The following is a 19947-nucleotide window of genomic DNA, read 5'->3' as shown; positions in this document are numbered from 1 at the left end:
TCCCTTTGCCTTCTCCTTAATGAATCATTAAGAATAGAAGGACCCCGCGGGTGATGCCGCGGGGGTTTTTTGTGTCTTTAAAAGCCCACCTTATAGTCATACTCTTTTGCTTTGTCCAATTTCGATTCGTACTCTAATTTAATAAAAGGTTTATAGGAAGGCTCAACACGTTTCACAAATGGCAATGAACTGAGCTTTGCCATGTGGCGCTCAAGATCATTCATATCACAATAAATCACTGCATATTTCATTTTCCTTGAAATATAGTGAACATTCCCAAATTTCCTTAGCGCTTTTGACTGCTTTAACGAATGCAGCCAAACGACCATCCCTTGACGTTTGGTATCCATCTTTTCACCTGCCGCTTTTCAATTCTTTCCGTTCATTATGTAAAAGACGAGACGTTCAAGTCTCGTCAAGATACTTTACAGCCACAGCTGCCTCCTGATCCACAGCCACCGCCGCATGATGATAGACCATCAAAATATGGGTTCCCTGTTGGAACTTTAATATATGCTGATACAGCTTGACCGATTTCAATACTAATCTCATCTAAGATGGATTGAATCGCTGTTTCTGCTTTTTTGAAATCAACCACTGTATCGTGAAGATCTAGCTTTCTTTTGACCTCACGCATTTCTTTTGAGATCGTTCTATAGTCCGGATGGTATTTGCCGAACCGCTGCACATCTTCATATTGCTCTTTTACTTTTGTAAAATGGGCAATAATTTGTTGGGCTTCTTCGTCTTGCTGGAGACGCTTAAAGCAGTTGCGGTAATGTTCAGCCTCCTCCGACTGAAGAATCATGGCAGCCAATTGATTTGCTTCCTCTTGGAGCTCCACAGATTCGATTGTCGCATACATAAATGTTGCACCTCCAATTCATAGTTTACCACGAAACCTATGGATCAGAAAATGCTTTTACGTGACAAATACATCCCATGTCTCTCTTTTCTGCTTATATTCAGGGTGACGAGAATTTAGCACAACGGTCATTTTATGCTTTCCTTTTGAAAGGTGCTTGACCACAAACGCCGCAGTATACTCATTGCCTGCCCGTTTCCCGTCTACATACACAGTAAAATACCCCGCCTTCTTATCCTTTTTCAAGGGTGAAGGTTCAAGGTGAAAATCTTGAAGTGTACTTTCTATATACACAACAGATCCCTGCACTTTGTATTTTAAAAAGCCTTGCTGCTTCATTTCACTTTGCGTCTGCTGCATGACTGGTACTGCTGGTTCTTGCCTAGTTACTTGCTCTTGATCATGTTGACTTTGACATCCGGTGAGAAGAAAAAGCAATGCGCATATTGACAGCATCCATTTCATGTTCTGATTCTCCTTTCGTCTACTTTCATAGGATGCTCATGAAATAGACATCTTAATCAACTCAAAAAAAGCCTCACCCGGCTCCATTTTGATTGCGCATTGCTTGGAACATCTGGATCATCATTTCAGCCATTTGGACACTATTGCTCAACTGGCTCACACGATGAGGAATGGTTTTTTCGTAAAAGTTCATTTTATCTAATTCAAACGAAGTGACATTTTCAGGATGCCGCGTTAACTGTCTATACCAGAGTGGGCGCTGCCTGATGAATTTGATTCGATCCTCTTCGGCCATGACAAACTCTTGTACTTCTCTCCGCACCAAAAGCATCCCCTTTCAATTAATCTTTCCTGAAGGAGAATGGGTGCTGGCTGCCTCCAGATGAACCCTTCTTTGAGCCATTTGATGAAAATTGACCGAGTAAGCTTTGTAAAGAGGAAATAGACTGGCTCATTTTATTAATTTGTTCATTCATTTGATCAGCGTCCATTTTTTTCACTGCAGAAACCATTTTAGACATAAAATCTGCTTTTCCCGGTTCACTTTGCTTAGTGGCTTTTTCTTCTTTTGCTTCTTCCTTTTGTGTTTGCCGGTAAGGAGACCACATGTCATCTTCCTCACCAAACATGACCCAATTCTCGTATAAACTTTGCCAGCTTTTTTCTTGCGTCTGCACTTCTTGGATTAATTTCGGATGGCGTCTGACGAACTGTTTAAATTCATCAATGGATGTTTGCTTTTGCTTATTTGTCATATCCTCACCCCCCATACAAATGCCTACTATACTATATACATCTGGGTCTATTTTGGTGAGCCCTTTTCATAAAAAAACAGCCGCCATCTGTGCGCAGCTGTTTAGAGGATTAAGACGTTTTCTTAATGAAGTTTTGTGTATAGTACTTTTCTTTCACACCAACACCAAGGTGCGTGTAATCTTGATTTAACAATGCCTTCCGGTGACCTTCGCTATTCAGCCAGCCTTCTACAGCTGCAGGGCCATCAACATAATTATACGCAATGTTTTCCCCCGCAAGCTGAAATGCGACCTCGCCTCTTTCTAACCGGTCTTTCAGCGTGCCGTATTTTTTAGATTCATGGGAGAAATAATGATGATCTTTCATGTCCTCACTATGCATGAATGCCACTTCAGAGGTTTCATCGTCCCACTTTAAGGTCGGCAGTTTGTACTTATGGCGGATAATATTGGTCATATCAAAAATTTGTTTTTGACTCGACGCTTCAATATCCTTCCACTTTTCGCCTGATATCGCCTCAGGTTCAATTAATTGACCTCGATAAACGACTTCATACGGCTTTTGTTTGACAAATGTATCTGCGTTAAAGGCTCTAATGCTCGAAAGAGTGCTTTCAAACTTATCCATGTAGAGCTGGACATACACATCATCTCCCACTTTCACCGTCGGCCTGGTATTCATATCATCTTCTGAGAATTCAAAGCGATATGAATTTCCCTCGTCCTCTACATGAATGTAAGGAGCGATTTGTGTTTTTTTAAATACTTCACTTGTGGCTTGACCGATTTTAAACGGCTCAACATTCAGCCCATCCCCTGTCGCAAACAAGGTCACCACTTTACTGTCCTTTACCCCTACTTGAATATAGTGTTTCTTCGATTGATTGTATATCCACCAGTCATAATCATATGCGGAAGGATCAATGCGATCTGGTTCCCCTAGCTGTTTAAGCACTTCGTTTGAAGACTTCCCCATAAAGGACATGAGCCCTTTTTTCGGAATGTTGATCGGCTTATCGCTAGATGTTTCTTCATTAGACACCTTCGGCTCATTGCTGTTTTCTTTTTCTGGTGAAGATCCATATTGAATAAACAGAACGTACGTTCCAGATATAATCAGGAGGATGAAGAGTGTTTTCAGCACAGTTTTCAAATAAACACCTCCGTTAAATTGGCAAGGTACAAAAAGTACCTTCTACTGTCATTTAAACAAAACTTGCTCCATTTATCAACGACAATACAGCCTATTTAACACGAATTTAAAATATGCCCCTCCTAATGAAGAAATCCTTGGCCATGATCCTGGTCTTGTTGAGAGATTTCCGTCAGAGCATCACCTGCACGATCGTTTGATAAATCTTCAACTGATAAATCCCCAAGGGCTACGATTCCTGTGAGTGCCCCATTTTTGACAACCGGGATACGGCGGAGCTGATGTTCTGACATCAACCGGACAATTTCTTCTAGGGTTGCATCTTCTTCAGCTGTCAAAACTTCCTTCGTCATGATGGCACCAACCTCTTGTGAGTTCGGCTTTTTCTCAGCAATACCTCTAAGTACAAGGTCGCGGTCTGTGACAATACCAACAAGCTGATCTCCGTCGACTACTGGAATGGCACCAATGTCAGCATCTTTCATTTTGACTGCCGCTTCATACACATTGTCGTCCTTTTGCAACGTCACTACTTTTTTCGTCATGATATCTTTGATTTTTTTCGTTTTCACGTTGATTCCTCCATCCGTTATTTTCTTTATTACTGTAACCAGCTTATAAAAGAACATACCTTTCACAGTTGAAAGTTTAACGCTTTCATACTATGATTGTCAGTAAAGGGAATTTTTATAAGGAGGGGTTTTGGGTGAAGTTTGAAGGTACGGGGATTGAAAAGGTATCAGCTGACTTAAATAAATTGGATTTCATTATGGAAAGTGAAGGATTTGTACGAGCCGATCAATGGGATTATGAGCGTGTGACGTACGACAGGAAGTATAACATGGTAGAGGGGACGTTTTACTTACGGATCTCTGGCTACGCCACTGAAGGAGATGTTGGCTCCAAAAAAGCCCACATCCAGCTGCTGACACCTTTACTTGGAAAACACTATTATCCACATGGTGTTGAATATGGAGAAGGCGAAGACTTCCCTAAATCTCTTATTCAATCAAGCAAAAAAACGCTGAACCAATTAAAAGAAAAACTAGAAGCGATAACTGCTGAAGCATAAAAGAAGACAAAGGGCTAAAATAAAGTTCATTTTAGCCCTTTGCCAACAATCTGGAAGCACAGCCCCTGCGGCTGTGCTTTTCATTTATTCATATTTCGGAATGAGCGCATCTGGTACGGCATCTTTCGCTCTTTCTTTTCTCGCCCAGTCAAAGAAGACAACAGCAAGAATCGATCCGTATACAATCTCTTGAATGATTTTCATCAAAATAGCACCTAGCTGCTGATCTTCTAGCAGCGGCAATGTATGAAACATGTCAGGTCCCGTAAGCGCAAGACCAGCAAGCATATCACTCGGTACGCATAGGTGCAGTGCTTGTATCCATGCGCCGGCATCTGAATAAGTGGCATAGATAGGCGCTTCACTAAACATAATGAGTGCGCAGGCAGGTGTCATTAAAATCCCATCTGCCATAATATATCCAAGCTTTAAAATGCCTGTAATCTGCGGCTGACTTTGCACTTTATGGACAAGCGGCCACCACATGAAAAAGGCAGCGATAAAAATGACAACCGTCATCAATGCGTGATAAAACGGATCTGTTTTAACAAAATCGAACACAAGCGGAATATGATACAGCGAAAACAACCCGTTAAATCCGAGCAAGGCAATCAACGGCTTAGAAAACAAGCGGAAAATCGGCTGAATACCCCGTGTTTGAATGATCCGCTCCCAAATCGCCGCAGGTAAACCTGTAATAAGAAGCGGCGGGATGACCAAATAGAGCACTGCCATTTGCGCCATATGCGCACTGAACATAATATGCCCCATTAAATCAATCGGGCTTCCCTTCACTGCGTAAAGCAACACAAGCCCCGTGAGAAACAGCGTTTTCTCTTTCACCGTCGCACGGTGCTTACCCTTCGTCACGAGAAGCAGATAAAAAGCGGCTGCTGCTACAATACATGTCAAATAGTAAGGACTCCATAATGCACGAAATCCAAATATCTCTAAGTTTTCCATTGCTGCGCCTCCTTCAAGGGCAAAGCGAGCTTACCACCAAATAATGGTCAAAAAGGCTAAAACGGTAATAAACGCGACAAACACACCTGAGTAAAGAAACAACGCGGGTGTTTCATGCCCTTTTTGGTTCATGTGCATAAAATAATAAAGCTGAAAAGCGACCTGAATCACTGCAAGCAGTAAAATAAAAGGGACAGCGAACCAATTTCCGACGTCTTCAGAGGCGATTGTTAAAAAGGCAACAAACGTTAAACCAATCATCAAGCCGAAAGAAATGAGCTGATGCTTCATTTCTTCGGCATTTTTCTTTTTCCGATAGACAAGATCGACTTTGGACTGATTTGTGTTTTTATTTCCCATTCTTATCCCACCATTCCCATTAAATATACAACGGTAAAGATGAAGACCCACACAACATCAATGAAGTGCCAATAAAGGCTTGCCACATAATATTTTGGTGCATTGTATAAATCGAGTCCGCGTCTCATATTCCGAATCATCAGAGCGGTGATCCAGCAAAGTCCAAATGCGACGTGAGCCCCGTGTGTTCCAACAAGCGTATAGAAGGAAGAGCCAAGTGCAGAGCTCGTAATGGTAAATTCATACGCATGCACATAATGATAAAATTCATAAATTTCTACCCCTAAAAATCCAGCACCTAAAAGAACGGTTACACCTAACCAAAGCTGCATTTTTTTAAAGGCAAAGTTTTTCATATGATACATAGCATACACACTCGTTAAACTGCTCGTTAACAGAAGCATTGTGGCAATAAAGACAAGTGTGAGGTCAAACATTTCAGTTGTTGTTGCGCCGCCTGCATTTGAATTTTTCAGCGCCAAATAAGTGGCAAACAAAGATGCAAACAGGACCGTTTCTCCCCCAAGAAACAACCAGAACCCGACGAACTTATTCTTTCCTTCTAACGTGGCTTTCTCAGGAGAAGCCGGAAAGGTTTCCGCTGTCATTTTTTGTGGTTCCATTATGCTTTCACCCCTTTGTCATCGTCATCCGTCAAATCTTCTTTGTGAATATGGTATCCATGATCATCTTTAAGAGAGCGAACGAGCATGGTCGCAAACGTGATCCCAAGACCAATGAAGATCACTGGTAGACCCCAGCTGTGTTCTTGACGATACATAAAACCAAACGCTGACACAAATAGACCGAATGAGATAATGATAGGCAAGATGGAATTATTCGGCATGTGAATATCATCGAGCGGTTCAGATGCTGTCATTCCTTTTTTACCATCCATTTTCTCAATCCATAATGGATCAAGCCCCCGTACAAGAGGCAGCTGCTTAAAGTTATATTCTGGAGGAGGTGAAGATACTGCCCATTCAAGCGTTCTTCCATCTCCCCAAGGATCGCCCGATACACGCTCCCCTTTTGCTGTCGTCCAGATGATATTAATCAGCATGATGACAACTGCTACAAACATGAACAGTGCCCCAATCGTACTGACCAAGTTCCCAAGGTCTAGACCCTGACCTGGCAAGAATGTAAAGACTCGGCGCGGCATGCCCCAAAGACCGAGAAAATGCTGGATAAAGAACGTTAAATGGAAACCGACGAAAAACAGCACAAAGCCAATTTTCCCAAGCTTCTCATTCAGTATTTTCCCAAACATCTTCGGCCACCAATAATGCACACCAGCTAAAATACCGAAGACCACACCACCGATAATGACATAGTGGAAATGCGCCACAACAAAGTACGTGTCATGGAACTGATAATCCGCTGCGGCTGCTGCAAGCATGACGCCGGTTACACCGCCAAGTAAGAATGACGGAATGAACGCAACTGAATATAGCATCGGCGTTGTAAACTTCACATTACCGCCCCATATGGTGAGCAACCAGTTAAATACTTTAATTCCAGTTGGCACCGCAATCGCCATTGTGGCTACGGCAAAGATCGCATTGGCAATTGGACCAAGTCCTGTTGTGAACATGTGATGCGCCCACACCATGAATCCAAGGAAACCAATTAATACAGTCGCAAACACCATGGACGAATAACCAAACAATCTTTTTCTTGCAAACACCGGAATGATCTCAGAGAAAATCCCAAATGCCGGCAAAATCAAGATATACACTTCTGGGTGTCCAAAAATCCAGAACAAATGCTCCCAGATGATTGTATTTCCGCCGAGCTCTGGATTAAAAAAGCTCGTATCAAACATTCGATCAAGCATCAGCATCGCAAGTCCTGCTGTCAGCGGCGGGAATGCGAATAAAATTAGTGCAGATGCCACAAACGTCGTCCAGGTAAAGAGCGGCATTCTCATATACGTCATACCTGGCGCTCTCATATTAATAATCGTTGCAAGAAAGTTGATTCCGGCAATTAGCGTACCAATACCCGCTATCTGCAACCCTAAAATATAGAAATCCATGCCGTGCCCTTCTGAATTCAGCGTGAGCGACGCATAGGCAGTCCAGCCTGCATCAGGTGCTCCGCCCATAAACCATCCAAGGTTTAAGAAAATACCTCCGAAAAAGAACAGCCAAAAACCAAGTGAATTCACAAATGGAAACGCTACGTCACGTGCACCAATTTGAATGGGTACAACCGCATTCATTAATGCAAATAAAAGCGGCATTGCTGCAAGGAAAATCATCGTTGTTCCATGCATCGTCATGACTTCATTGTAAAACCCTGCACTCACAAAATCATTTTCAGGGATGGCTAGCTGAATACGGATAATCATCGCTTCTAGGCCACCAATTAAAAAGAAAAATCCCCCTGCCACTAAATATAGTATGGCAATTTTTTTGTGGTCAACCGTCGTTAAGTAATCCCATAAGACAGCGCCAAACCCCCGCTTTTTAGCTATTGTACTCACCATGAAATCCCCCTCTTATCTCCCATTTGCCCCTTTTCTTATCAATGTCTATCTTCACGTTCTAAAAACAGACTATATCTGACAGTTGACTTATTCTTGGATGTAGAGACTTATTCGGGAGCTCTTAACAAAAACTTCACATAGATCGTATACCCTTTTGAATGTGCGCAACTTCAAGCTGCTCAAGGCATTTACTGTATTTTAAGACCTTTTAAATACTCGTAGAGTGCATCTGCTTCTGAGTCATTTAGTTTAGGGTACGTCCCTGTCATCTTATTACCTGGTTTAAAGCTCTCTGGATCTTTCAGCCATGCTTTGACATTTTCTTTGTTCATGTCTTTAATTCCAGCTACTTTTGTCCGCTCTCCGAAGGTTGCAAGGTTTGGTGCAGTCCTTGCCGCCTCTGGTCGTTCATCTCCAGGCTCTACCGCATGACAGCTTAAACAGTTTTTCTCTTTAAAGAGTTTTTCACCCTCTAGGGCTAGATCTGACGTAGATGCAGGCTTCTTATAATCTGCCATCTTTTTCGTCCAGCCTAAAAACTCATCTTGAGAAAGCGTTTTAACTTTAAAATCCATTAAAGCATGTGATGGACCACAAAGCTCTGCACATTTCCCATAGAAATATTCTCCAGCATCTTTCGTTCGTTTTGAGTCAAATGTTAAATAAAACTTGTTCTCGTTGTCTGTATTTGTATCAATTTTACCCCCAGCTGATGGAATCCAGAATGAGTGTTTCACATCAGATGCTTTCAGCTTAAAATAAACCTTTTGATCAGTTGGAACAATCAATTCCTGACTTGTCACAATCCCATAATCAGGGTATTCAAATTCCCACCAATATAAGCTGGCTCTTACATTCACTACAAGTGTCTTTTCAGGATCTCGTTTTTTCTTATCCATGGCGCTTGTATCCCCTAGCTCAAGCGTGTATGCCACAACAGGTACAACGAGAATAATGAGTAGAAGTATCGGTATCGCTGTCCATGTAATTTCGAGGTTACGGTTCCCTTCTACCTGTTTAGGAATCGTATCTTCTCCCACTTTAGAACGTTTGAATTTAATGATGACGTAAAAGAAAATGATCGATACAACAATAACGACAAGAACCATAATAAGTGTACTCAGTACCGTTAGGAAAAACTGTTTATCTGCTACTTCCCCAACTGGCTTGAGTGTTGATAAGTATGGTTCACCGCAGCCCGCCAAAACGAGCGTCAGTAAAAGAAACAGTGAATAAACACGCCATTTTCTTATCATAATTTGTCCCAACCCCTTTTGCTTGATCTCCTTTGCCTTTCGCTTTTACCTCTTATTTATAAAATCACCTTTCACCCATCCATAACCCCCGCCTCTTATAAAAGCACTTACATTTCCTCTTTTCATAAAAAAATGATGTTTTTACTCAAAATACCATCTATGTATAAACAGAAAGCCGCCTAAATAGAACTGAATATCAGGCGGCTTTCATAGTTGTAAGAAAATGTTGTGTTATAAGATATAGCCATTGTTTTGATGTGATCAAAGTGTATTTCACTCTAGAATAGTGTAATAATAATCATCGCAACGAAAAAGATCGTTAAGTAGTTTAATGAATAAACGAACATGAGTGTTGACCACTTCATGATATCTTTCATTTTAAAGCCCATAAGACCAATGACGAGCCATCCAATGTTCAGCAATGTGCCAAGTGCGATAATCGGCCATCCTAATCCACCTAAGAAAAATGGAAGCGGAAGAAGACATGCTGTCCAAATGATGATTTGGCGTTTTGTGACTTCAAAGCCGTAAACAACTGGCAGCATTGGAATACCTGCTTTGCGGTAATCTTCCGTTTTCTTAATCGCAAGTGATAAGAAATGCGGAATTTGCCAGATGAACATAATCATAAACAGGACCCAAGCCGTTGTGTCGATGGTGCCTGTAACAGCTGTCCAGCCAATTAATGGCGGAACCGCACCAGATACACTCCCAATGACTGTATTAATGGTGTAATGGCGTTTAGACCACATCGTGTATAGAACTGCATAAGTAAAGACACCGATAAATCCAATCACTGCTGATGTAACAGTTGTCATCAGAAGCATAATCAGACCAAGTACAACAAGCAGAATACCAAATGCATACGCTTGACCTGGCTGAACTTTACCTGTCACCGTCGGTCTTGTTTTTGTTCTTTCCATTAGTATATCAATATCACGGTCAAACGCATTATTAATGGCGCATGAACCGGCAATAATAAGAGAAGAACCAATCATTGTTAACAGCACAATATCAAGATTCCCAAGGAAACTCATACCTGTAAAATAAAAAGCAAGCCACATTCCAGTAAATGTTGTAATGAAATTGGAATTGACGATGCCCATTTTAATAAGAGCAAGAAAATCTTTTAAAGCGGTTGTTTCTTCTATTTGTCCATGAATAGCTGCTTCCGCGGCTGTTTTGGAATTTGCCAATGTGTATAACCTCCCTTGCCCAAACCTTCAAACGAACGAATAAAACGTAAAATCGTTACAACTCTATCATACAAGATAAAGAGCTGTAAAAAAACATCCTATTAAATAATAAATGACAAACTTGAAGTTATTTGTGAACTTTTCGTGAATTTATTAGGATGTGCGTTTCAGAAGGCGGTGCAAAATGAAATATTCTCTCCTCTATTTCTATCAGACTGTCAAAGAAAGATCAAGCACTCTAAATCTGTAAACTTTGTGAACTAACATATCATTTTTTTGTGAACTTTGGTCATTATGAATTGCAACAGAACACGCATTTGGCTTAAACTTGAGAGCATGTGAGGTTTTCATTTAGATCAGAAGTTATTTAGAGAAGGTGAAATCATTTGATGAAATTTGCTTTAAGGTTATTGAGCGTTGTCACAACATTTGTGATGCTGATCGTTCTGATTGGCGGTGCGCTTGTGACGAAAACTGGCTCCGGTCTTGGCTGCGGCAGACAGTGGCCCCTTTGCCACGGTCGTTTCTTTCCAGAAATGAACCCTGCTTCCATTATCGAATGGAGCCACCGCATGTCAACAGGAGTTTCCACCATTCTTGTATTGGCACTGGCGGTCTTATGCTGGAAAAAAATCAGTCCAGTATTCCGTGAAACCAAATTTTTGGTCATCATGTCCATTATATTCTTACTGCTTCAAGCGCTGTTAGGGGCACTCGCCGTTGTGTTTGGTTCTAACGCACTTGTCATGGCACTGCACTTCGGTATTTCACTGATTTCTTTTGCTTCCATTTTACTGCTGGCACTGCTTGTGTTTGAAGCCACCAGATCTGAAACAAAGCTTGTGAAGCCGCTTCATATCGGCAAAAGAATGCAGTTCCATATTTATGGGTTGATCACATATACGTATATTGTGGTGTATACGGGCGCCTATGTGAGACATACAAAATCAAGTCTTGCATGCTCTGTCTTCCCATTTTGTTCAAAAGACGGCGCACTTCCAGCGTATTTTAATCAATGGGTTCAAATGTCTCACCGAGCAGCAGCCCTTCTTTTATTCGTTTGGATATTTGTTGCGATGTTCCATGCCCTTAAACATTATAAAGAACAAAAGCAGCTGTATTATGGATGGATCATTTCAGCCATTTTGATTACACTTCAAGCGATCTCTGGTGTGATGTCTGTTTATTCTCAGCTCGCACTCGGTTATGCGCTTGCTCATTCATTCTTTATTTCTTGTTTGTTTGGGGTACTATGCTACTTCTGCTTACTCATTGCCCGGTTTAAATATGAAAATAGAGAGCCTTTCAGATAAACATACAATCCCCCTTTCATCCGAAAAGGGGGATTTCTTTTATGTTTGTTTCGCTTCTTCAAATAGCGAAATGGCTTTTTTCCGTCTTTCTTGATGATCGACTGTAGGCAGAGGATATGTATCCCCCAGCACACATCCCGATTTCATTTGCTCATCTATCGGCATTTTACTCGGTTCATGAATCCATTTTTCATTCACATGCTTAAGTTCTGGCACATACCTTCTAATATATTCTCCGCTTGGATCAAATCGTTTCGACTGGGTCGTTGGGTTAAAAATACGGAAGTAAGGAACCGCATCCGTTCCAACAGAGGCCGCCCACTGAAATCCCCCAATATTCGAAGCCTCATCATAGTCGACAAGTTTTCTCGCAAAATACGCTTCGCCCTTTCTCCAATCGATGAAATAATCTTTTGTCAGGAATGAAGCCGTCACCATTCTCAAACGGTTATGCATCCAGCCTTCTTCATTTAACTGTCTCATCCCAGCGTCAACGAGCGGGAAGCCTGTTTGTCCTTTACACCAAGCTTCAAAAAGTGTCTCATCATCATTCCATTTTATATGTTGAAAGGAGGAGTTGATTTCTTTTTCTTTCATCTCTGGATAATGCGCAAAGATCATATGATAAAAATCACGCCATGCCAGCTCTTTGATAAATGTTTCCTTGCCCTCATCTTCAAAAAGTTCTTCCTCATTGACCGCATGAAAGATTGTGCGAATAGAAATGGTCCCGGTTTTTAAGAACCGAGACAGCTTGCTCGTCCCAAAAACAGACGGAATATCTCGTTTCTCATGATAATGCGTCAATCTTTCTTGAATAAAGCCGCCTAGCGTGCTCATCGCTTTGTCTGATCCAATCTGATCGAATTTCCTTGTACATTTCTTGATGATGTCCCTCAGTTTCTCGTCTCCCTTTTCAGAAAGTGACTCATCACAAATCGTATGCTTGCTGCTCAGAAATGATTTGTCAACTTTTATCACAGACTGCTTCTCCTGCTTCCTCCACGCTTGGTAGTATGGAGTAAACACTTGATAATGAGAACCATCCGCTTTTAAAATATCTCTCGCACCATGCAGATGCGTATCTTGCCACTTTGACACATGAATGCCCTTTTCTTCTAAGAAACGGGTCACTTGCTCATCACGTGTTCGACCATTTCCTACTTCATCCTCATTAAAAAAGACCGCATTGATGTCATAAGCATCTATGAGCTTTTGAAAAGCGGACAAAATCTCATCATGAATGAGATGAACATACATATGAGATTCTCTTGCTTCATTTACAAAATTGGCCAAGTTTTGAAAGAAATGTTCGTTGTTCAAATCCAGTTCCATTTCTGTAAAAAATGGATCTAGATGATAAAAAGCACATAATCGGTACTGATGTTTTTTTGCATATGTGATCGCTTTTGATAAGGCGATATGATCATCCAATCGCATATCTCGGCGAAACCAAATCACGACAATTTCCACTCTTTCTTCACCTCATTCTATAGTGTAATCACTCTATCGGCCGGCTGCACATTTTAATGCGCTCAAAAAAAGACACATCACAGTGGATGTGTCTCGGATTGTTGACAAAGGGCTAAAATGCTCTTTATTTTAGCCCTTTGTCTTCTTCAGCGTGATAGAAAGCCCTTGAAGTCTAGAAAGAACGAGTACTGGAGCGGAGCGAATGTGACATTCGTGAGCACCAGCGCGCAGGACTGACAAAGAATGCAAGGGTTTGTCTACACGCTGAGACACATCGCAGTGGATGTGTCTCACCCATTATTCAGGCTTTAAGACAATCAACAGATCTCCAGTTTGAATCCCTTCTCCATTCGTGACATGAATTTCATCCACGACTGCTGAGAACGGTGCTTGTACCGTCGTTTCCATTTTCATCGCTTCATTGATCATCAAATGCTCACCTTGAGAAATTTTCTGTCCTTTTTCAACAAGCACTTTGATCACAGTGCCTGGCATCGATGCCGCAATGTGATTTGGATTTGAGCGATCTGCCTTCATTTTTTCTTGAACGGAGGATTTGATGCTTTCATCCTTAATGACCACTTCACGCGGCTGTCCATTCAGCTCAAAGTAAAGCACTCTTGTAGCGTCCGGATTCGGTTCTCCAATGGACACGAGTTTGACAATGAGGGTTTTCCCTTTTTCAATTTCTACCTCAATTTCTTCACCAAGTCTCATGCCGTAGAAGAAGGTAGGTGTGTCAAGAACAGAGATGTCTCCATAGCTTTCTGCTGTTTGAACAAATTCAGAAAAGACTTTCGGGTATAAAGCATATGCAATGGCATCTTGTTCTGTTAACGTCAAGTCATGTGATTCTTTGAACTGCTTTTTGATTTCTTCAAAGTCCACTGGTTTCAGTTTCTCACCTGGTCTGACAGTAAGCGGCTCCTCCCCTTTTAAAATCAGCTTTTGCAATTTTTCTGGGAATCCGCCATGAGGCTGTCCTAAATAGCCTTTAAACAATTCAACAACCGAATCTGGGAAATCCAGTGTTGCTCCTTTTTCATAAACATCCTCTTCTGTCAGATCGTTTTGCACCATATAAAGTGCCATATCTCCGACCACTTTAGAAGACGGTGTCACTTTCACAATGTCACCAAACATGTCATTTACACGTCTGTACATTTCTTTTACTTCATTCCAGCGGTCGCCAAGGCCGACCCCTTTCGCCTGCTGTTGCAGGTTACTATACTGGCCACCAGGCATTTCATGCTCATAAATTTCTGTATGCGGTGAATTCATTCCGCTTTCAAACTCATGGTAATATTTTCTGACGGAATCCCAATATTGAGAAAGACGTTCAACCGCTTGAACATTCATTTCGGGCTTTCTTTCATGTCCGTCTAAAGCATAATATAATGAGCTCGCACTTGGTTGTGATGTGAGCCCCGCCATAGAGCTGACTGCAACATCAACAATATCAACACCTGCATCAATCGCTCTTGCATAGGTGAAGAGTCCATTTCCACTCGTATCGTGTGTATGAAGATGGATTGGAATCGTGAGCTCGTCTTTTAGAGCCGATACAAGTTCATAAGCCGCCTGCGGTTTTAATAATCCCGCCATATCTTTAATGCCTAAAATATGAGCACCTGCGGATTCAAGCTCCTTCGCAAGAGAGACATAATATTTCAAATCATATTTCGGACGTGATGGATCAAGAATATCACCTGTATAACAAATCGCTGCCTCTGCCACTTTGCCGGATTCACGAACAGAATCAATGGCAAGTGTCATACCTTTGACCCAGTTTAGACTGTCGAAAATACGGAAGACGTCAATGCCTGCCTCTGCCGATTCCTTTACAAATGCTTTAATCACATTATCCGCATAGTTTGTATATCCAACAGCGTTTGATGATCTTAATAGCATTTGGAACAAAGTGTTTGGCACTTCTAGACGAAGCTCTTTCAACCTTTCCCAAGGATCTTCTTTCAAGAAACGATATGCCACATCAAATGTAGCGCCGCCCCACATTTCCATACTGAATAACTCTGGCCATAAACCTGCTGTTGGCTGCGCAACTTTCTTTAAGTCGTGTGTTCTAAAGCGTGTTGCAAGCAGGGATTGATGTGCGTCTCTAAAAGTTGTATCCGTTAAAAGTACACCGCTTTGCTCTTTCACCCAATTGGCGAGCCCCTCAGGTCCATGCTTGTCTAACAATTGTTTTGTTCCAGAAGGAATCGTTTCATGGACAGCAAGTTTCGGCACATTTGGTTGATCAAAATGAGGCTTCTTATTTTCCGAAATACCAGGGAACCCATTAATGGTAACGTTACCAATATAAGTAAGCATTTTCGTTCCGCGGTCTTTTTGCTTAGGGAAGTTAAATAGCTCTGGTGTTGAATCAATAAACGATGTATCATATTCCCCTTTTAGAAACTTCTCGTGCTTTGCGACGTTTTCAAGAAACGGGATATTTGTTTTAATGCCACGAATCCTGAATTCTTGTAAATTTCGGACCATTTTAGCCGCAGCTTGATCAAATGTAAGTGCCCAAGTAGACAGCTTGACCAACAGTGAATCGTAATAAGGTGTAATCACCGCACCTTGGAAGCTGTTCCCTGTATCAAGACGTACACCAAAACCACCGCCTGAACGGTAAGCCATGATTTTTCCTGTATCTGGCATAAAATCATTCAAAGGATCTTCTGTTGTGACCCTTGATTGAATGGCAAATCCATGTGTAAAGATATCTTCTTGTTTTGGTATCCCGACTTCTTTGCTGTGGAGGTCATGTCCTTTTGCGACAAGAATTTGGGTTTGGACGATATCGACACCTGTGATCATTTCTGTGATCGTGTGTTCCACCTGGACCCTAGGATTGACTTCAATAAAATAAAACTCCCCATTTGCCACTAGGAATTCTACAGTCCCTGCATTGATATACGATACATTCTGGGCCAGCTGAACAGCCGCTTCACAGATGTCTTCACGCAATTGATCTGAAAGGGACACACTTGGTGCAACCTCAATGACTTTTTGATGACGCCTTTGAACAGAGCAGTCACGCTCATATAAATGAATGATATTGCCGTGATTATCTCCAATCACCTGCACTTCAATATGTTTCGGATTTTCAATCAGCTTTTCAACATATACTTCGTCATTTCCAAAAGCCGCTTTCGCCTCTGACTTTGCACGGTCATAGGCTTCGTTCAGCTCCTCTTTTGATCTGACAATCCGCATACCTCGGCCGCCGCCTCCAAGTGAAGCTTTAATAATAAACGGGTAACCGTATTCTTCACCGAATTTTTCGACTTCTTTGACCGAATCAACTGGCCCGTCACTTCCTGGAATGACTGGAATACCAGCTTTTTTCGCTTCATCTCTCGCTTTTACTTTATCTCCAAACATATCTAAATGTTGAGAAGTTGGGCCGATGAATTGGATGCCTTCCTCTTCGCATCGTCTTGCAAAATGAATGTTTTCAGATAAAAATCCGTATCCTGGATGAATCGCATCCACATCATTTCGTTTTGCAATTTCGATGATCCCCTCGATATCAAGGTAGGCATCAATCGGCTTTTTCCCTTCTCCAACTAGATATGCTTCATCGGCTTTATAGCGATGATAAGAGCCAGAGTCTTCTTTGGAGTAAATGGCCACTGTACGTAAGTTTAGCTCCGTACAGGCCCTAAAGACTCTGATAGCGATTTCCCCTCTGTTTGCAACTAGAACCTTTTGAATTGTTCTCTGTGACATTCTCACTCCTCCATATCCCTTAAAATTTTATATGTACTCTATAATAAAGGAAGAAATGAAAACTGTACACTTTTGTTTTCTAAAGATTCAAAGTTTTCTGCAATCCATTTTTTTGAATCGATGGTTTGCTGATTGATTTTTTCTTTTTATAACGCTCTTTATATTCAGTGAACATGCTGATATTCAGCAATATTCCCATACATCCACTCAGTAAAATGATAGACGATCCCCCGTAGCTGATAAACGGAAGTGTGACCCCAGTAATCGGAATGAGACCTGACACACCGCCCAAATTAATACACGTCTGAATGGCAATCATTGAAGAAATTCCTATTGCAAGCAAACTTCCAAACGGATCTTCACACTTTCGCGCAATGTAAAAACCTTTCACGACAATAAAGCCAAGGAGAGCAAGGACAAAAAATACACCGAAAAAACCAAGCTCTTCCGAGATAATTGCCATGATAAAATCTGTATGCGGTTCTGGAAGGTATCCATACTTTTGTACACTCTCTCCAAGACCAAGCCCAAAAAAGCCGCCTGATCCAATCGCATAATATGAATTAATCAGTTGATGCCCAGAAGCGCCTGCGTCTTTAAATGGATCTTGGAAACTCTCAAAACGTCCAAGACGATTCTGCGTGAAAATTTTATCCCAAAAAAGAATAATAAACGGTGTCACAACAACCATCACCGCACTAAATAAAGCGAGCAGCTTGGCCAGCGTTTTACCGCTAAACCCTGAGCATAAAATCATCGCAAGGGCAATCATACCAATGATAAAAGCTGTCCCATAGTCTGGCTGCAAAATAATAAATCCGCATAAGATGGAGACAACGACAATTGGAGGTGTCACCCCTCTTAAAAGATGGTCAATATAATGTTGCTTCTTTGCATAGACAGCAGCAAGATAAATGATGACAACGATCTTCACGAATTCCGCTGGCTGAAGCCTAAATGGGCCTACCTCGATCCAGCTTCTTGCATTCCCTGCAATATGACCGAAAAAGTATACATAGATGAGTGAAAACACAGATAACAAAAGCATCACAATTTGGAATCTTTTATTTAAGAGCAGCTGATACGGAATGAGGGCTGTAAACATCAAGATGACCGCCCCGACAATCATAAATAAAAGCTGTTTCTTGAAAAAATTATCTGGCGCAGCATCATATCTGATCACAGATGTAATCATACTTGAGCTATACACCATCACCAAGCCGAATGCGCTAATTAATATAATGGCGAACAATAATGAGTAGTCATACGATTTTAGCATTCTCTTTAACATATAATCCTCTTCCTAACGTCTATTTCTACTGCTTGATATTCTCTTCTCTTAGCTGTTCTTATTCTACTACATTTTCTCCGTTTGATCCCGTTTTACCTCTTTATATTGTTCGTCTTTCATGAGACAATCAAGTCCGTTTGGCATCAATCAAAATAAAAAGGCGGACAAAAAAACTCAAACTTATGTTGTGGAAGTTTGAGTTTTCAATCATTATTTTTTTGTGAACGCATCATGAAGTGCGGATAATTCTCTCTCAAGTTTATCGAGTAGTTTTTTGCCTTCATGTTGATCAACTAATCCAAGCCGGACAGCGAAATCAATTTCTCTCGATAATCCGAACATTTGAGTATCTAAAACCTCTTCATAAAGAGGACATTGCGGCATCGTTAAGTTGTCCATTTGCACTTGGATCAATTTTAAAATTTTATCTGCATCCAATTTTAATAAAGCCAGTGCTTTTTGCCGATGATCGACTAAAATTTCTGACGCCAAAAGTATCCCTCCGTTCCCCAGGCGAGTACCTAATTCTTCTATTTATCATAAAGCGAAACGCCCAAAATTGCAAGCAGATTTGTACAGTTCGCTCTGTAAAAATAAAAAGAAGCCATTCGTCATTAAAAGATACTCATCTCATATTTTTCACTCATGAGCTCAAGCAGCTTAATACCCGCAATACTATTCCCTTTTTCATCCAAAGCAGGTCCGAATATACCTATCCCAAAGTCGTATGGCGCCGCCCCCATAATTCCGCCTGAAACACCACTTTTAGCAGGGATTCCGATATTGATCGCAAATTCCCCGCTCGCATTGTACATACCGCATGTGACCATAAACGTTTTACAGATTCTAGCGACATCTTTCGAAAGGATTTGCTTTCCTGTCTCTGGATGCCTGCCATCTAATGAAAAAACACACGCGATCTTCGCCAAATCCAGGCTATTCATCATGACGGCACACTGCTTCGTATAGACATCCATCACCTCTTCTACATTCCCTTTAATGATATGATATTGCTTCATATAATAGCACATTGCGCGGTTAATCATTGATGTTTCAAATTCGGATGCAGCGGTTTCTTTGCAATATGTAATGGTGGTGTCATTGGCAAGCTCTTTAATAAAACCAAGCAGTCGGTTCAGCTGATCTTGCGGCGTTGCCCCTCTTATTAAACTTGTAACGGCAAGCGCTCCTGCATTAATCATTGGGTTCAGCGGCTTATTGGGGCTTGCTGTCTCTAGTTTAATCATCGAATTAAACGGGTCGCCAGTCGGTTCTTGTCCAACATATTGAAACACTTTTTTCGGTCCCTCTTCTGAGAGCACGAGTGCCAGTGCTAATACTTTTGAAATACTTTGCAGGGTGAATCGTTTATCAACATCTCCCGCTGAGTGGCACGTATTACTCACATGATAAACAGCGACAGATAAATCCGATTGATCCGCTTTGCCGAGTGCCGGAATATAGGATGCTACCTTTCCATTTTTGGCCACCTTTTTTGCCTCTTCTACAAATCGCTGAAGCTCTTCATTGTCACGACATGCCATGCC

General features: G+C 41.4%; 20 protein-coding genes. 2 read left to right on the top strand and 18 right to left on the bottom strand.

The window, feature by feature from the left end:
• Positions 1-77 precede the first annotated feature (77 nt).
• From ACNO7B_RS07280 to ACNO7B_RS07250, 7 genes are all read right to left on the bottom strand, one after another.
• Positions 78-350, bottom strand: coding sequence for a YlbG family protein (locus tag ACNO7B_RS07280; RefSeq protein ID WP_008345023.1), 273 nt, complete (start codon positions 348-350; stop codon positions 78-80).
• A gap of 65 nt (positions 351-415) precedes the next feature.
• A complete protein-coding gene (locus ACNO7B_RS07275; protein ID WP_007499807.1) occupies positions 416-865 on the bottom strand; it encodes a YlbF family regulator in 450 nt (149 codons plus the stop codon).
• Positions 866-922: 57 nt separating this feature from the next.
• Positions 923-1330: a hypothetical protein gene (locus ACNO7B_RS07270; protein WP_007499810.1), complete on the bottom strand. Its 408-nt coding sequence runs from the start codon at positions 1328-1330 to the stop codon at positions 923-925.
• Between the two features lie 73 nt (positions 1331-1403).
• Complete coding sequence (locus ACNO7B_RS07265; RefSeq protein WP_017359376.1) at positions 1404-1652, bottom strand: YlbE-like family protein; 249 nt, start codon at positions 1650-1652, stop codon at positions 1404-1406.
• 19 nt (positions 1653-1671) lie between these two features.
• Positions 1672-2085, bottom strand: coding sequence for a YlbD family protein (locus ACNO7B_RS07260; RefSeq protein ID WP_417901356.1), 414 nt, complete (start codon positions 2083-2085; stop codon positions 1672-1674).
• A 109-nt stretch (positions 2086-2194) separates the two neighbouring features.
• On the bottom strand, positions 2195-3238 hold the full coding sequence (locus ACNO7B_RS07255) for a CAP domain-containing protein (protein WP_008345031.1): 1044 nt from the start codon (positions 3236-3238) through the stop codon (positions 2195-2197).
• Between the two features lie 122 nt (positions 3239-3360).
• Positions 3361-3783, bottom strand: a complete 423-nt coding sequence (locus ACNO7B_RS07250; protein WP_417901851.1) for a CBS domain-containing protein — start codon at positions 3781-3783, stop codon at positions 3361-3363.
• 161 nt (positions 3784-3944) lie between these two features.
• Between ACNO7B_RS07250 and ACNO7B_RS07245 the strand changes: the two genes are divergently transcribed.
• Positions 3945-4310: a YugN family protein gene (locus ACNO7B_RS07245; protein WP_008345035.1), complete on the top strand. Its 366-nt coding sequence runs from the start codon at positions 3945-3947 to the stop codon at positions 4308-4310.
• 84 nt (positions 4311-4394) lie between these two features.
• Here ACNO7B_RS07245 and ctaG read toward each other — a convergent pair whose 3' ends face one another.
• The 6 genes from ctaG to cyoE form a co-directional block, all read right to left on the bottom strand.
• On the bottom strand, positions 4395-5273 hold the full coding sequence (gene ctaG, locus ACNO7B_RS07240; RefSeq protein ID WP_017367183.1) for a cytochrome c oxidase assembly factor CtaG: 879 nt from the start codon (positions 5271-5273) through the stop codon (positions 4395-4397).
• A 30-nt stretch (positions 5274-5303) separates the two neighbouring features.
• Positions 5304-5633 (bottom strand): cytochrome c oxidase subunit IVB, encoded by a 330-nt coding sequence (gene ctaF, locus ACNO7B_RS07235; protein ID WP_003211520.1) that lies wholly within the window; start codon positions 5631-5633, stop codon positions 5304-5306.
• 2 nt (positions 5634-5635) lie between these two features.
• Entirely contained in the window at positions 5636-6256 is a 621-nt protein-coding gene (ctaE, locus tag ACNO7B_RS07230) for a cytochrome c oxidase subunit III (protein ID WP_007499822.1), read from the bottom strand.
• Positions 6256-8127, bottom strand: a complete 1872-nt coding sequence (gene ctaD / locus ACNO7B_RS07225; RefSeq protein WP_007499823.1) for a cytochrome c oxidase subunit I — start codon at positions 8125-8127, stop codon at positions 6256-6258. Before ctaD ends, ctaE begins: the two co-directional genes overlap by 1 nt.
• A gap of 188 nt (positions 8128-8315) precedes the next feature.
• On the bottom strand, positions 8316-9383 hold the full coding sequence (gene coxB, locus ACNO7B_RS07220) for a cytochrome c oxidase subunit II (protein WP_024720297.1): 1068 nt from the start codon (positions 9381-9383) through the stop codon (positions 8316-8318).
• Positions 9384-9661: 278 nt separating this feature from the next.
• Complete coding sequence (gene cyoE, locus ACNO7B_RS07215; RefSeq protein ID WP_417901355.1) at positions 9662-10579, bottom strand: heme o synthase; 918 nt, start codon at positions 10577-10579, stop codon at positions 9662-9664.
• Between the two features lie 389 nt (positions 10580-10968).
• On the opposite strand from cyoE, the gene ACNO7B_RS07210 reads away from it, so the two are divergent.
• The gene (locus tag ACNO7B_RS07210) at positions 10969-11892 is read left to right on the top strand and encodes a COX15/CtaA family protein (protein WP_008345045.1); all 924 of its coding nucleotides are present in this window, start codon (positions 10969-10971) and stop codon (positions 11890-11892) included.
• Positions 11893-11931: 39 nt separating this feature from the next.
• Here ACNO7B_RS07210 and ACNO7B_RS07205 read toward each other — a convergent pair whose 3' ends face one another.
• From ACNO7B_RS07205 to glsA, 5 genes are all read right to left on the bottom strand, one after another.
• Positions 11932-13365 (bottom strand): cryptochrome/photolyase family protein, encoded by a 1434-nt coding sequence (locus ACNO7B_RS07205; protein ID WP_417901354.1) that lies wholly within the window; start codon positions 13363-13365, stop codon positions 11932-11934.
• Between the two features lie 297 nt (positions 13366-13662).
• Positions 13663-17109, bottom strand: coding sequence for a pyruvate carboxylase (pyc, locus tag ACNO7B_RS07200; RefSeq protein ID WP_417901353.1), 3447 nt, complete (start codon positions 17107-17109; stop codon positions 13663-13665).
• A 79-nt stretch (positions 17110-17188) separates the two neighbouring features.
• Complete coding sequence (ftsW, locus tag ACNO7B_RS07195) at positions 17189-18400, bottom strand: putative lipid II flippase FtsW (RefSeq protein ID WP_181891566.1); 1212 nt, start codon at positions 18398-18400, stop codon at positions 17189-17191.
• Between the two features lie 210 nt (positions 18401-18610).
• On the bottom strand, positions 18611-18892 hold the full coding sequence (locus tag ACNO7B_RS07190; protein WP_003212509.1) for a YlaN family protein: 282 nt from the start codon (positions 18890-18892) through the stop codon (positions 18611-18613).
• Positions 18893-19014: 122 nt separating this feature from the next.
• On the bottom strand, positions 19015-19944 hold the full coding sequence (glsA, locus tag ACNO7B_RS07185) for a glutaminase A (RefSeq protein ID WP_181891565.1): 930 nt from the start codon (positions 19942-19944) through the stop codon (positions 19015-19017).
• Positions 19945-19947: the final 3 nt, after the last annotated feature.

Source organism: Bacillus sp. AK25, assembly GCF_048270685.1.
Classification (GTDB): Bacteria; Bacillota; Bacilli; order Bacillales; family Bacillaceae; genus Bacillus; species Bacillus altitudinis.
This window is presented reverse-complemented; position numbering and strand designations above follow the sequence as displayed.

What these genes read in the sequence shown, in the direction of transcription:
- ctaD (WP_007499823.1), bottom strand. Translation starts at nt 8,127, where the DNA reads ATGGTGAGTACAATAGCTAAAAAGCGGGGGTTTGGCGCTGTCTTATGG.
- ACNO7B_RS07260 (WP_417901356.1), bottom strand. Translation starts at nt 2,085, where the DNA reads ATGACAAATAAGCAAAAGCAAACATCCATTGATGAATTTAAACAGTTC.
- ACNO7B_RS07280 (WP_008345023.1), bottom strand. Translation starts at nt 350, where the DNA reads ATGGATACCAAACGTCAAGGGATGGTCGTTTGGCTGCATTCGTTAAAG.
- ctaF (WP_003211520.1), bottom strand. Translation starts at nt 5,633, where the DNA reads ATGGGAAATAAAAACACAAATCAGTCCAAAGTCGATCTTGTCTATCGG.
- ctaE (WP_007499822.1), bottom strand. Translation starts at nt 6,256, where the DNA reads ATGGAACCACAAAAAATGACAGCGGAAACCTTTCCGGCTTCTCCTGAG.
- ftsW (WP_181891566.1), bottom strand. Translation starts at nt 18,400, where the DNA reads ATGTTAAAGAGAATGCTAAAATCGTATGACTACTCATTATTGTTCGCC.
- ACNO7B_RS07210 (WP_008345045.1), top strand. Translation starts at nt 10,969, where the DNA reads ATGAAATTTGCTTTAAGGTTATTGAGCGTTGTCACAACATTTGTGATG.
- pyc (WP_417901353.1), bottom strand. Translation starts at nt 17,109, where the DNA reads ATGTCACAGAGAACAATTCAAAAGGTTCTAGTTGCAAACAGAGGGGAA.
- ACNO7B_RS07250 (WP_417901851.1), bottom strand. Translation starts at nt 3,783, where the DNA reads ATGACGAAAAAAGTAGTGACGTTGCAAAAGGACGACAATGTGTATGAA.
- coxB (WP_024720297.1), bottom strand. Translation starts at nt 9,383, where the DNA reads ATGATAAGAAAATGGCGTGTTTATTCACTGTTTCTTTTACTGACGCTC.
- ACNO7B_RS07270 (WP_007499810.1), bottom strand. Translation starts at nt 1,330, where the DNA reads ATGAAATGGATGCTGTCAATATGCGCATTGCTTTTTCTTCTCACCGGA.
- ACNO7B_RS07275 (WP_007499807.1), bottom strand. Translation starts at nt 865, where the DNA reads ATGTATGCGACAATCGAATCTGTGGAGCTCCAAGAGGAAGCAAATCAA.
- glsA (WP_181891565.1), bottom strand. Translation starts at nt 19,944, where the DNA reads ATGGCATGTCGTGACAATGAAGAGCTTCAGCGATTTGTAGAAGAGGCA.
- ctaG (WP_017367183.1), bottom strand. Translation starts at nt 5,273, where the DNA reads ATGGAAAACTTAGAGATATTTGGATTTCGTGCATTATGGAGTCCTTAC.